Here is a 12,429-nt window from a genome sequence, read left to right as displayed (position 1 = left end):
GCTATCGGAACACGGCTCGCGTGTCCAGGCGAAGGAGCCATACTGGCCTCCTCTGCATGAGCGGCTACCTCATTTGCTAATTAAGCCGCGAATAAATCATCGTTGAGCCACGAAAGCTGATCTGCAGACGCCGACTCGCCGATTTCCACCGTCGCATCGGGCATGGGCAGTGCATCGTCGCCAACATCGCTATCCGGAGCTACGTGGGCCGTCACCGGCGCAGGCTCGGATATGCTCGACAATGCGTCAGTGTCGCTCAGTCGCGCCAGCACGCCAGCGGCAACTGCCTCCGCGTCCCCCGTTTCCAGCAACTGCAGCCGGTCAAGCAAGGGAGCCGGATCAACATCAGCGTGCTCGCACCACCGCTCGAGCTTTCGGTCAATCGAGGTTTCGAGGCTGATGCCTTGAGCGCGTGACCGGACGACGGGAAGAATGCGAGCTTCGACCTTCAGCTCGGCCGCGTCGCCGAACAGCGCCGCGATCGCGTCGCGGTCCGCTGACTGTTTGTGCTCTTCGTCGACCTGCCAACGAATTCGCACGAACTTGTCGGTCGCATCGAGCGCGATTGCCGTCAGGCGCTGCATGTCGGGTGGTCCGTCAAAATCGACGCAGATGGTCTGCCGAGAAGGCGTAACGACCAGATCGGCTTGCGCGCTTCCCACCTCGACATTCCACATCAGAAAGCCCTTGTCGCCTTCCTCACCGTAGTGGAATCGCCCGATGGAGCCCGGATAGGCCACGACTCGCCCCGCTCGCTCCCATTGCTGCGCTTTATGGATGTGCCCCAGCATGAATGCATCGCATTCGGCCTCGAACAGACTACCAAGCGAAAACTCATGATCGAACCCCGCCATCGTCACACCGTGCTCAGTCGTACAACCGTTGACCGTGCCGTGTGAAACGCCAACAGTGCGGATGCCTGCGGCACGAAGCTGCTGGTTGACCCGCCCTGCTGCGGCGAGATAGTCGCCCAGCACGGCTTCAAGACCCGTCCCGGCTTCCTTGGCACCAACAGCGACCGCCAGCGCCCCCTTATTGACCGTGGGCAGACAGGTGAACACGACATCAGCGCCGATTGCCAGAACCTCGCGCAGCTCCTCGTCCGAGAACACCGGACCGTCCGAGGGGTAGAACCGCCCCTCGTGAAGGCTCACCTGCTGCACGCGTTCCGCAACGTAAATCTGATGCGTGGTCGCCATCAGCTCAAAGTTGCGCAGCGTCCCCGGAGGCTCATGTGAGAACGTGCCCTGCAGCATCAGGACCGGCATGCTGCCGCTCAGCCCGTTGATGCGCTTTGCAAGGCGGTTCAGCGACGGCGCGTGTGCGTCGAGACGATGGTCCGTCGCATCACCCGAGATGACTGCCACGTCCGCATGGGCCAACACCGCATGGTCGATGCCGAAACCGAAGCATCGGTCCGACTCTTCGATGTTGCCCGGCGCGTAGTGCAAGTCAGAAAAATGTGCGATCTTCAAATCGCCTCCTATAAAGAAAAAGGCCACCCGAAGGTAGCCAGTATTTGCCGATGCGCCGCTCGGGCGCGCTAAGAAAGGGATTGCGTTGACAGCGTGTCGCGGACTTTCATCAGTGCCTTGCCCAGAAGGTTCTGGCCGCGCCACTTCGATCTGTCCGTGATGTCAGGATGATGCTCACCGAGACCCACGCCCCATATCGTGTCGTAAGGACTTGCTTCGACTAGCTCGGTCGGCGCCGTCGCAAGCAACAGCGTTCGCAGACCCGGATGCTGCGCGAACTTCTCGCGGCATCCGACGTACACGATCGACTCGCGCTTCGCCTTCCACGTGTCGAGGTCGAAGCCTTTGACCTTGCGGCCGAGGGCTTTTTGTTCCTTGGGCAGATGCGTGGCGAGCACAGCCTGAGCGATGTCTTCGTCGCCGAACAGCTTGGCTTTCGAAAACATCATGAACTGTTCAACACTGACGAAAGCGACGTCGTGATACGAAAAGCGGCACGGATGCCAGTTGCTAAAAGCGTCTTCCGCGCCGAAGAACAGCGTGAAGTTGCCGACTCTACGCATCGGAATCTCCTTCGCGTGAACAAGTAGATAGGCCGCCGAAGCGGACGAATTCGATGCGCAGGTACAGCGCGGTCGAAAACATTTGAGCAAGCGGTTCTTGCTGAAATGCTCTCATGCGCGAGCGAGAAAGGTTGTGTCACACGGAGAAAGGATGCCAGCCCCCGAAGGGGGACTGGCCAAGGTTACACGTAAGCAGCTTGTGCAATCGCGTCCTGAATTTCGACGTCGAGCGAAGCGGGATCATCGAGCGCGTTCTTGAGACGCGCATTCATCGCATCGACATCGGCGATGCGTTCGATCCAGCCGCGACCGTAGGTCTGGTGCGCGTATTTGCGAAAGCCGTTCTGTCGCTCCGGCTGACTAAGGCCCAGACGATGCAGCAGGTCGGACATACGGTGACGCTTGTCTTCCAGCGTCTCATCGGGGTCGGGCGAGTCGTCGTCATGACCAGCTGCGCCGTCGATGCCCGACGGCTGTCCATCGCCTGCCCGTTCGGCCCCAGATTGCTCCTGCTGAGGCTGAACGACCGGATCGCCAATCGACTGTACCGTCCCGTCTGACTCCAACAGCGCCACTGCACGACTGGCAGCATCGAGCGCCGGTTGAGCCTCCTCCGCGCCATCCAGTAGGGCGCCTAGGTCGATGTCGGCATCGAGCACAGTCAACATCTGCTTCTGACGCACGGCCTGGCCGTTGTCGTCAATCCGCGTGATGTCGAACTCTTTCTTCGAGAGCCAGAAGCGAGTGCCGGTGAGCCTGCCGCGCGCTAATGCCACGGTCTGCATCGCCGAATACGCCTTCTGCAGCACGTAGATCGAGTTGGTCGGCAGTTCGATCAGGCCAAGCCCCTTCACGTCGGGAACGGCAAACAAGAAGTTTGCGGTCAGGTTGCACTTCCGGTCCTGATACTGCGGACAGACGTGAGGATCACAGACGCCATCGGGAATGTCGTCGTCTTGCCGGTGAACGACCAGTCGCCCACCGAAGGATCGTCGCGCCCGCTGTGCACGTGCGTTACGCTCGACCGGCGCGTACGTCTTGCAATAGCGCTTGCCGTCGCGGTCGTACTCCGAGAAGTACTGTCGCCCGGTTGTCGTGTACGCGGCCATCTGATTGGGCACATTGCGCAGCCAGTCGTCGAACGCAAACATGATCGGGAAGCGGTATAGCCGCAACCCGCCGCGATCTTCGCCATACAGCCGCAGGATCTCGTCAGCCGTGTCCGGATTCGAGAAATCCGAGCGTCTGCAGACGAAGTAGTCGACGTTGCGCGGAATGAGGGCGTTGCGCAGCTTCAGCGACGTTTCGAGCACCTTGCCGATGGCTTCGAACGACTCGCCCGCGGCCACCATGTCGTTATAGAGCTTGACCGCTTTTTCGTTGGCTTGATGCGCCCGCGTAAGCACTTTGATACCGGGTCGAATCTTGCCGATCGTGGGCGGGCGGATAGCTCGTTCTTCAACGAGGCTGCGCGGCGCGTGATCGAACATCTGAACGACTGCATTCATGACGGTTTCCTTGCGAGAAAGAAGATGGCGTTGGTCCGCAGTGATTCGGCCTGAGATTGCATCTGTCGGGCTGCCGCACTGCCGCGACGTTCGCTGATATGGGAAATGAAGACAGAGCGCTCTGCGTCGCTGAACATCGCGACCCGAGCTACTTCGCACCGCTCACGCCAAACCGGGGACGAGGTGTCCGCCTGCTCGCGCTCGGTATTGATTTGATGCGTGATGGCCTCGGCGATACGCTGATTGAGGCGGTCGGGTAACAGCATGGAACAGCACCTCCGTTGAGAAATGTCCGGCCGCAAGAAGCGACAGACGAAAAAAAAGCCCGCTCCGGTGAGGGAGCGAGCTTCGTGAAATCGATATAGAGACCTACGCGCCACGTCCCTTCCGGGGACGTGGCGTGCAGGGAGCGGCCGGCATACGCCGGTGTCGCTCGGTCAGAGAACGTAAAGTCGTTCTCGCGCAGCATGGTCACGCCGCGCAACAGCCCTTTTCGGAATTACTTCCGCCGCAGGAATCACGGATCAGCCAACTTCGATCGTTCTACCCAGATCAGGCTCTGGAGAGAGAACACCCGAAAACCCGGGTTCGAACGATGTACCGGCGCAAATGAATGCAGCACAGAGTACGAGTATCACGGCTGAAATTGGGGAGTGTGTAGCGAGCACACTCAGCACAAGGAAGATTTCCACACCGGTAGCTATCCGGTCGGCGCATGCCAACGCACGAGGCGGGCACGACTTGCAGAGAAAAGATGGACTCCGGGCTTGGAGTCGAGGTCGATGCGTCGGTGACGCGGGGAATGGAGTTGAGTATCCGGGTTAATGACGTACGCGTGCGCTCGAAAGCTCACGAAATTCATATAGCTTTCGCCCGTTCGACTCTTGCCTAATCAATGAAAATTATATGTGAGAGAGAACACAGACATCCCGAAAATCCCATGGCCGTTATTGACCTAGAAGCGCCTGACGAAGACCCTAAGCAAACCGCTGCGCTCGGCAACGAAAGCGCTGCGCAGAGCGGGCTGCGTCCGTTGAACCGACTGACGAACGACAGTCGTCTCGCTCGCATCAACGGCGACACGCTGGCAAAAACGGAACTGCCGTACTACTCATTGTTCGCGCGTGAATTCCTGCGCGCCGACTTCAACTTCGCCGCCGCAAAGATGACCGTTGCACGCGGAGGCAAGCTCATCGCGATCGAGTCGGAGTTTCGAACTGCCGAGGCGTTCATGAAGAAGGCGCTCGCATGGGCAGGTAAATTTCCAGGTCGACGTGCACCGACCCCGCCCGAGATGGTCACGCTTGAAATCAAGCACGCCATGTCCGGTCGTCTTGTGCGACTCCTCTCGATGTATGACCAGCTTTTCTTGAAGACGATGGAAGCGCTGATGGCGAGAACCATGACGGCTCAAGTGCGCCAATCCGCATTGGAGGCTGCCGAGGCACGCATCAATCAAATCCCTTTCTTGTGCATGCCGGACAACGACCGCTTTGCACCGGAAGGTGTGCTGCTTCCAGACTCGGATCGTACTCACTGACATCCGATAAGACGGCCCTGCGCTTCGCGTTTGCCACGCGGCGGGCCTGGACTTGCTCGACCTAACAACGACGGGAGGACCCCGCATGGACTTACGCGAAATTCAACGACTGCATGCGCAGTTCGCACCTGACTCGATGACCATCGATCTGCCGCGGCAGATCGCTGCGCTCCCAGCGCCGACCGACCTGACGGCAGACGCCAAGACACCCACGCTCAGACTGCGGCTTCCGAAGGCGGTGCCGGTCGCCCGCCGAAGCGTCGTCGCAGTCGCTATCGCCGCTGTCGTGGCCATGGCGGGCATGGGAGCCGCGTCGTTGTACAAATCGGTGGGCGCGCTGTCCGCGCACGAAGTAAAGAACACCGCCGCGCAGCCGAAATCCGACGGCAGCGAACGGCCAACAACGGAAGGACCGGCAGTAGCCCCGGCGACGCGCCCGATCGACGCAGAGCCGCCTCATCCGGTAGCGCTCGCTCCGATGCTGACGGGAAAAGACGTTGCTGCGGCTTCTCCAATCGGTCTGACGGCTGACCAGTTCAAGAGTTCGCTGGGTACAACGAGCGGCCCAGCGGAGGGCGCAGCGAGAACGGCCGCCAGCAAGGCCGTTCCTCCTGTCTCGAACGATGTGCAACGCGCGGCTGCCTCGCCTATTCATCAAGCGCGTCGCGAGGCAGAGGTGGCTAGCCAAGCTCCCACTCAACCCGTGGCGTCAGTGCCGCCCGCGCAAGCGGTGGCGCAGCCGGCCGCCGACGAACAAGCGTCGCAACAACACGCGGCACCGGCCCGTACGCACAGCTACCGTCATCGCTCGCATTCGCGGGATGAGCAGGTAAGCGATGGCGACACGAGGTCGGCTACAAGCAAGAAGTCAGCGCCTGCGAACCGCGGCGGGGCGAACGAAGTACAAATGTTTTAAGGAATCGACACCATGAAAACCGAACTCAATATCACGCTTATTGCGCGCGGCTGCGCGATCTCCGGCGACATGGTCGTGGATCACGGCATTTCGTTCTTCGGCTTGCTCGACGGCGGCATCATCTCGACGCAGGGTCTGCTGCACATCGGCGAAGGCGGCCTCGTGAAGGGCAGCGCACAGGGCGAGCACGTTCGCATTGACGGGCGCGTCGACGGGGATGTGCACGCTCGGGGCTCGCTGGAAATCAATGGCCAAGTCTCGGGCGACATCTTCTACTCCGGCACGATCCGCCTTGGTCCGCGTGCGTCTTTGAACGGCACGCTCAAGCGGGTTGCCAGAATGCTGACGATCGAGGCCGATTCCACGCCGGACGAAGGGCCTATCGCCGGTCCGCGCCTGGACGAAGTTAAAGGCCACGAACGCGCGGAATCAAATGTGACAGAGCTCTCCCGCGCAATGGCCTGAGTCTCTATAAGCAGCCCCCATGATTTGCCGATAACGGGTCAAAGCCTCTAAGAACCCCGACCATGAAACCGATTGACCCGATCTTCGATTTCCTCACCGTGACGTGGGATGCGGCAGCGCAAGAAGCCGCGTTCGAAGGCCATTGCTTCTGCATGCTCGACACCGGGCGGCTTGTGAACAGTCAGGGGATGACGCCAGGCACGCCACACTGGAACCGCCCGGCGTACAAGTCCGTTGTGACGTACAAGCTGGCTATACGTCAAAAACCATAGGGTTTATACTGAACTCGTCTCCTCCATGTCTCGACCGATATGGATTGCTGCCCGCCCTTCAGCGGGCTTTTTTTTGGCCGCATCGATAATGAACTGTCAGCGGTTCATCTGACGTTAAGCGAATATGCAGGTCGCCACGGCCTGCACCTCAGACCACCTCGACTTTTCGACTTCACTGAGTGAGGCCGCCATGCCTGAAACCGTCCCGAAGCCCGAGCACGAGCTCCTCAACGCGCTGAGCAAAGAACACAAGCGCGTTTCAATTTTCTGGTCAACGGCATAAAGCTGACAGGCAACATTCAGTCATTCGATTCCTACACGGTCTACCTGAACGGCGTCACCGGCTCACAGGTTATCTACAAGCACTCCATTTCGACGGTCATTGAGGACCACGGCCGCCGTTTGACGTCTGATCGGCAAGACCGCCCCGAGCGGCGCCCGCGCCCCGCGCGACGGGTGCTATGAACAGACACGAAAGCGGAACGTTCGAAGATTATTTGCTCGTCGTGGCAACGGTACGCGGAATGCGTGCATGTAGCTGCCTCAGAAAGGGATGTGGAAGTTATGAAATCCGACCTGCAGTACTCGTACGACTCGCGCAGCGGTAAGGACTGGTGGGACGCACGCTCCAAGGAAGATCAAGCTGATCAAGCGGCGTGATTTGCGAGAGTACGCAGCGCCAGCCCCGACGATGCTTGGAAGGCGTTCAAAGGCTTCCTAGTGATCGTCAGGTAGTCCAGGCGGCCCACCTGGCGCTTGAGACCGCGGCAACCACCAAACGACAGCGTCAGGCGGACGCGGCTATTGCCGAAGCTAAACTTCGACGACGAGGCGAGAGTCGAGACTTTGGACGGGCAGCACGCTGCAACACGATTGACGGCGTGGACCAACCTCGCCGCGACAGCGCTATGGGACGCTCTCCGGAGAGCGTCCCATAGCGGCCGAGGGTTTGGTTAATCCCCTGATTTTAAGGAAGAAAAGGCTTGTTACAAAATGCGCCGAATATTCACACCCCCCTTATTCGGCGCATTTTTCGCTTTATGAAAGCGTATCGAGACTCTCTTTGTGCACGTCAGGCTCCAGCCACCCGTCGTTCCAAAATTCTCCCAGCAAGCGCAGTTCTGCAGGTCGACTTAAAGCGCGATAGCGCCCTGCTTAAGCTGCGCCTCAACGACAAATCGGGACTCGAAGTTTTTCGACGTCCCTGAGACCATCAACGATTCGCGAGCACGCGTCATGGCGACATAGAACAGCCGGCGCTCTTCTGACTCGGTCGATTTGGGGTCCGGGACGATCGTCTCCTCGCTGCGGGCAATCCAGACGTGATCCCATTCGAGCCCTTTGGAGCTGTGCATTGTCGTCAAGATAAGCGCGCCCGGGGTCGGCTCGTTGTTGTCTTGACGCAGGAAGAGCAGCCGCTCAGCGAAACTGCCTGACAGGCGCGACAACACGTCGTTCGTCGCCTGAATTGCGCGGATTGCGGAATCCTTCTTCGCGTACTTCAACATCCATTCGGCGACGCCGGAGAGCGTCAGCGAATAAAACTTGCGATCGCACAGACTTTGCCACTCAGCGAGCCGCTTCATGAACTCGCGATAGTTCGTCGCCACGTCTTCGGGCAGCCCCAGTTCTACCAACTCAGCCCGGCCCTTCTGCGTCAGTTCCGCGCCCATATCCGCGTGAAGGGCGCGTAGCTGCTGGGCGGTAAGCCCTAGGTGCGCCAAGACCGCATCGAGGCCTGTGTGTTTGATTCGCTCCACGATTTCGAGCAGATTGCACATCAGCGCGCCCTCCGGGCGGCTCAGGACGGACGCGCCCGATGCCCGGTAGTATTTAATGCCATGCGAGCGGCAAACGGACTCGAGGGGGTCTAGTATGCGGTTGGTACGCGCCAGGATCGCGCACGACTGCCCTTTCGCGAGCAGCGGCCCGAGCACCTCGACCGCCGCGGTTGCCTCCTCATATTCATCCGGATGGCGGGACGTTTGCACAGTACCGCCCAAGCCTTTTTCCGCACGCAGGACTTTTGCGATGCGGTCGGCGTTATTCCGAATCACCCGGTCCGCTGCGCCCAGAATCTCTGCGCGGCACCGGTAGTTGCTGCCTAAGACAACGGGCTTTGCGGAGAACGACTGGATGAACGACTCCATGCCTCGGTAGCCAAGCGCCTCGCGGAACGCGTAGATGCTCTGATCGTCGTCGCCCACGACTGTCACGATCGAGCCTGCCTGCGCGTGCAATTCTATCCAGCGGTACTGCAGCGGGTCGGTGTCCTGAAACTCGTCGACGAGCAGATAGGTGAACGCGTATGGGGCGATGGTGCCTTGCTCCATCCCCTCGACAGCCAAGCGCAGCATGTCCTGAAAGTCGATCTTGCCGTTACGCGCAAGCGCGTCCTGATATGCGTGATACAGCTCGCCGTCGGCGGTGTTCCGGTCGCACCGCCCGAAATTCGTTTTGATCTTCTCGATCGTTGGGATAACGTCTTCTGCCTTGCCGTCGCGGCCGAGTTCCTGCATCACCCGGATCAGCAGGCCAAGCCTGTCGCCATCGGAGGCGATATCGTGCGCCTGCGCGCCGGGGCGTTTCAGTTGTTTGAATGCTAGGGAATGGAAAGTGCCCGCAATAAGGCGCTTCTTCACCGACTCGCCGGCAGCGGCCAGGATGCGCTCACGCAATTCGAGCGCGGCGTCCTTAGAGAAAGTGACGGCGCCGACCGTTGCGGCGCCGTCTTGTAGCAGCAGAGCTGCTTTCGTGGCGATCGTTTTAGTCTTGCCCGCGCCCGGACAGGCGATCGCCACGCAATGCTGGCGCAACTGGGCGACTTCCCGTTGCTGGGGATTGAGTTCGTCCAGCATCGCGCCCTCCTTAGTTGCCGCGGACCGTCGTCATCAGCTTCAGGTGCGTCATGTACCCGCGAATGCCAAGCGGGTTGAAGCGCTTGAGGAAGTTGACGGCTTCGTCGTCGACGTCGGACTGGTCGCGAATGCCGTTCCACACCATGAAGTCGAAGTGATCCATCGCCAGGTCGAACTTCATGATGACGCCCAGCACACGCATCGAAAAGCGCGAATACGCCTCGACCTCGATGTCCATCGCGGGCATCGGGATCGTCGGCTCAAACACGAATTCCTTGTTCGCCCGAAGCTCCGCTTCCTTTTGCTGGCGAAAGCCTTCGGCCACGCGCAGTTGCTCGTCAACGTAGCTCTCAATGCCCGCGAGCAGCTTTTCGAGCGCGCTGTTGACGACTTCCTTGTCGTTTTCGCCGAACGTCGAGCGGCCGAAACGCTGCATGTTGATGCTCATGCGGTTGATGTACGGCCACCACTGTTCGAACAGCGGTTTCAGGCGGGTATGGTTCAGACGCACGCGGGCGGTCACGACGGCAGCGCCCGAAAGCTGGCGGTCCAGTAATTGACGGCCGATATCGCGGCGGCGCTTGATGATGGCAATACGCTCAGCGGCCGGCAGGTCGCGGAAGAGCTTGCGCGTCTTTGCGACTTCCGCCCGCTTCATGTCGGCGTCGTCGGTGGAGATAACGCCTTCCTTCTGGAGACGGTCAGCGTCCGCCTCCATCTGCGTCAGTTCGCGCTCTAGCTCGCCGTCGTCCGCGCCGTCGGTCGTCAGCGGCGCCTCGACCGTACCTTGTTCAAGTGCGCTCAGCGCGACTTTTTCTTCACTGCCAGGTTCGACAACCGTGCTCATTCGCCATTTCTCCTGTCTGGACCGCATCGGTCCCGTTTCATCGTTGGGGATCAGGCAAGCAAAGCGCGTTGCCCATCCTCAACATTGTTGCGGCGGTGGCAACGCGAAAAAGCTCGAAACGGTGGCTATTTCCAGCGCCTTTCACCGAAATATCGGTGCGCCTCGGGGCAAGAGGTCGCGAGAACGGCGGCGAAAAAAACAAAGGCAACGCTATCCGGATAGCGTTGCCAGAGGGACTAAAGCAAATTTTGATGTGCTGCTAATGCGTCTCGCGATGTCCTTTTCTTATCTCGATGACTGGAAGGACTCGGCAGCTTTCCACAGGAGACCTCCGAGGAGCGCAGCGACGGCGACCCAGTAGCCAACCAAGACAGGCAACGGAACCACCAGCACCGCGAACATCGTTCCAGTGACAAGCAGCAGTCCATGGCCTGCCAGATGGAAAGACAAGGGACTTACGAAGCCCGCAGCCGACGCTTTGATCTTTCTGCGCGCCGCACCGTCGATGAACATGCCGATGGCGAAAAGAAGTGTTCCAACGATCCACATCTTCATCACCATCGCACGGAAAAGCATGCGGTACACCAGCAGCCAGAAATTCTCCGTCCACGTATGCGCGAACGACGAGAACCCGCCGTCGTCCAAGCCACCTACCTTTCCCGAGGCATTTAGCGTGCGGTTCAGCAGCCCGCTGTCGACAAAAGCACGGCGGAACTGGTCGTTGGCACTGCGCATCGCGCGGTCGACCCGGTCCTGCCCGACTGACTCAACGAGAGAATGTGTTTCCGCTTCCGGCACCTCGAATAGCTTACGCTCCGGGATCGCCGGCATGACAGCGATGGCTAGCACCGGCACTAGCAGAAACCACACCTTGATGTGCGAACCGAACCGGCTAGCCATGTAGCACCTTGACTAGCATGAGGGCGGGCACCGCGACGATCGCCATCAGTCCGCCCCAAAACAGCGCCGGCCGGAATTCGGCGATTGTTGCCAACGCGTAGCACCGCGCTCCTGCGCCGTAAGTGAATTCCTCGGGCACGGCCGCGTTGACGTCGCCGTCGAAGGCGGCGGCAGTGTCGCGCGCCCGCTGAGCCGTGCGCGGCTCAACTCCCGACAGCTTCGCTATGATCGTAACGGTGAGCGACATCGTATTCCTCGAAGTAACGGCGGAAGGCTTCTCCTTGAAGCACGCGTGCGGCGAGCTGAAACGCGGCGGTGCGCTCAGTGATCTCGTCCGGGCAACGCTCATCGACCATCTCGAACTGGTACTCGAAGTGGCGCGCTTCAAACGCGGGAATTGCCTCGACCATCGGGCACCACACCGACACCTTGTCGCCAAACCGCGCGACAAGCCGGCGAGCGTATAAAGCTTTCGATGGCTCGAATAGACCTTGCATGAACGCGATATGCTGGTCGCCCGTGCGCTTCGCGCGCCGGAAACCATCGAGCGCCGACTCGATCATCTCCGCGGCCAGCGGCCCTTTGTCTCCCATAAACCGCTCCCCGATGAAGTCGGCCACACGCGAGCACGCAAGCTCCAGCTCCGGTGCGACATTGAAGACCGCAACCAGCCGGTGCGAGAGCTTGTGATCGCGAATGATGTTTTTATATGCAGCGGACATAACTTGTGTTTTAGCCTTCGATGATAGGAATTCGACCCTGATACACGGCACCGCCAGAGATGCGCATGAAGTACTGCAGATTCGGCAAACTGTGAAGCAGCTTCACGGGAATGAGCGGCACCTTCTCCAGCTGAATGGACCGGGACTGCGAGCCACTGAATTCGAACGCATGCGCCTCGGTCGTGGTATTGGTGCTGTTGGACACGTTCACCACGCGGATCGCAGTCTCTCCGACCTTGTCCGAGAACCACTTTGCTGTATCTGAGTCCTCTAGTCTAAGCACCACCTGAACTGTAATCTAGTAACAGTTACACGCGATGGGGCTTTCTTCGCCTATATTTCGTGGCAGTCGTGTCGTTCAGG

The 12,429-nt window shown here is 59.9% G+C and carries 14 protein-coding genes and 1 pseudogene; 5 read left to right on the top strand and 10 right to left on the bottom strand.

Features of this window, described 5'->3' with window-relative positions; translation table 11 throughout:
• Window positions 1–80: 80 nt before the first annotated feature.
• The 4 genes from AWB76_RS25725 to AWB76_RS25710 all read right to left on the bottom strand — a co-directional run bounded on the left by AWB76_RS25725 (window position 81) and on the right by AWB76_RS25710 (window position 3,809).
• Window positions 81–1,475 (bottom strand): metallophosphoesterase family protein, encoded by a 1,395-nt coding sequence (locus tag AWB76_RS25725; RefSeq protein ID WP_061163044.1) that lies wholly within the window; start codon window positions 1,473–1,475, stop codon window positions 81–83.
• A 68-nt stretch (window positions 1,476–1,543) separates the two neighbouring features.
• Window positions 1,544–2,038 (bottom strand): riboflavin biosynthesis intermediates N-glycosidase, encoded by a 495-nt coding sequence (ybiA, locus tag AWB76_RS25720; protein WP_061162960.1) that lies wholly within the window; start codon window positions 2,036–2,038, stop codon window positions 1,544–1,546.
• Between the two features lie 182 nt (window positions 2,039–2,220).
• Entirely contained in the window at window positions 2,221–3,546 is a 1,326-nt protein-coding gene (locus AWB76_RS25715; protein WP_061162959.1) for a recombination directionality factor, read from the bottom strand.
• Window positions 3,543–3,809 carry a DUF7696 family protein gene (locus AWB76_RS25710; RefSeq protein WP_061163043.1) on the bottom strand — a complete coding sequence of 89 codons (267 nt, stop codon included), beginning with the start codon at window positions 3,807–3,809 and terminating at the stop codon, window positions 3,543–3,545. Before AWB76_RS25710 ends, AWB76_RS25715 begins: the two co-directional genes overlap by 4 nt.
• Before the next feature lie 677 nt (window positions 3,810–4,486).
• Between AWB76_RS25710 and AWB76_RS25705 the strand changes: the two genes are divergently transcribed.
• The 5 genes from AWB76_RS25705 to AWB76_RS43095 all read left to right on the top strand — a co-directional run bounded on the left by AWB76_RS25705 (window position 4,487) and on the right by AWB76_RS43095 (window position 7,204).
• Window positions 4,487–5,086: a hypothetical protein gene (locus AWB76_RS25705; protein WP_061162958.1), complete on the top strand. Its 600-nt coding sequence runs from the start codon at window positions 4,487–4,489 to the stop codon at window positions 5,084–5,086.
• Window positions 5,087–5,171: 85 nt separating this feature from the next.
• Window positions 5,172–6,002 (top strand): hypothetical protein, encoded by an 831-nt coding sequence (locus tag AWB76_RS25700; protein WP_157696214.1) that lies wholly within the window; start codon window positions 5,172–5,174, stop codon window positions 6,000–6,002.
• Between the two features lie 12 nt (window positions 6,003–6,014).
• On the top strand, window positions 6,015–6,467 hold the full coding sequence (locus tag AWB76_RS25695) for a bactofilin family protein (RefSeq protein ID WP_061162956.1): 453 nt from the start codon (window positions 6,015–6,017) through the stop codon (window positions 6,465–6,467).
• A 62-nt stretch (window positions 6,468–6,529) separates the two neighbouring features.
• A complete protein-coding gene (locus tag AWB76_RS25690) occupies window positions 6,530–6,739 on the top strand; it encodes a hypothetical protein (RefSeq protein ID WP_061162955.1) in 210 nt (69 codons plus the stop codon).
• A 267-nt stretch (window positions 6,740–7,006) separates the two neighbouring features.
• Window positions 7,007–7,204: an RNA chaperone Hfq gene (locus AWB76_RS43095; protein WP_445343874.1), complete on the top strand. Its 198-nt coding sequence runs from the start codon at window positions 7,007–7,009 to the stop codon at window positions 7,202–7,204.
• A gap of 668 nt (window positions 7,205–7,872) precedes the next feature.
• On the opposite strand, the gene AWB76_RS25685 is transcribed toward AWB76_RS43095, so the two are convergent.
• The 6 genes and pseudogenes from AWB76_RS25685 to AWB76_RS25660 all read right to left on the bottom strand — a co-directional run.
• A complete protein-coding gene (locus tag AWB76_RS25685; RefSeq protein ID WP_061162954.1) occupies window positions 7,873–9,597 on the bottom strand; it encodes an ATP-dependent helicase in 1,725 nt (574 codons plus the stop codon).
• Window positions 9,598–9,607: 10 nt separating this feature from the next.
• Complete coding sequence (locus AWB76_RS25680) at window positions 9,608–10,444, bottom strand: hypothetical protein (RefSeq protein ID WP_061162953.1); 837 nt, start codon at window positions 10,442–10,444, stop codon at window positions 9,608–9,610.
• 285 nt (window positions 10,445–10,729) lie between these two features.
• Window positions 10,730–11,344, bottom strand: coding sequence for an IncC plasmid conjugative DNA transfer DtrJ family protein (locus tag AWB76_RS25675; RefSeq protein ID WP_061162952.1), 615 nt, complete (start codon window positions 11,342–11,344; stop codon window positions 10,730–10,732).
• Complete coding sequence (locus AWB76_RS25670; RefSeq protein WP_236572880.1) at window positions 11,337–11,591, bottom strand: hypothetical protein; 255 nt, start codon at window positions 11,589–11,591, stop codon at window positions 11,337–11,339. Before AWB76_RS25670 ends, AWB76_RS25675 begins: the two co-directional genes overlap by 8 nt.
• Window positions 11,548–12,066, bottom strand: a complete 519-nt coding sequence (locus AWB76_RS25665) for a hypothetical protein (protein ID WP_053572914.1) — start codon at window positions 12,064–12,066, stop codon at window positions 11,548–11,550. Before AWB76_RS25665 ends, AWB76_RS25670 begins: the two co-directional genes overlap by 44 nt.
• Before the next feature lie 10 nt (window positions 12,067–12,076).
• Window positions 12,077–12,355 (bottom strand): annotated as a pseudogene (locus AWB76_RS25660) (TraM recognition domain-containing protein); the annotation flags it as partial.
• Window positions 12,356–12,429 lie beyond the last annotated feature (74 nt).

This window comes from Caballeronia temeraria (genome assembly GCF_001544795.2).
GTDB lineage: Bacteria > Pseudomonadota > Gammaproteobacteria > Burkholderiales > Burkholderiaceae > Caballeronia > Caballeronia temeraria.
Note: the sequence above shows the minus strand (reverse complement) of the source record. Positions and strands in the feature narration are given on the sequence as shown.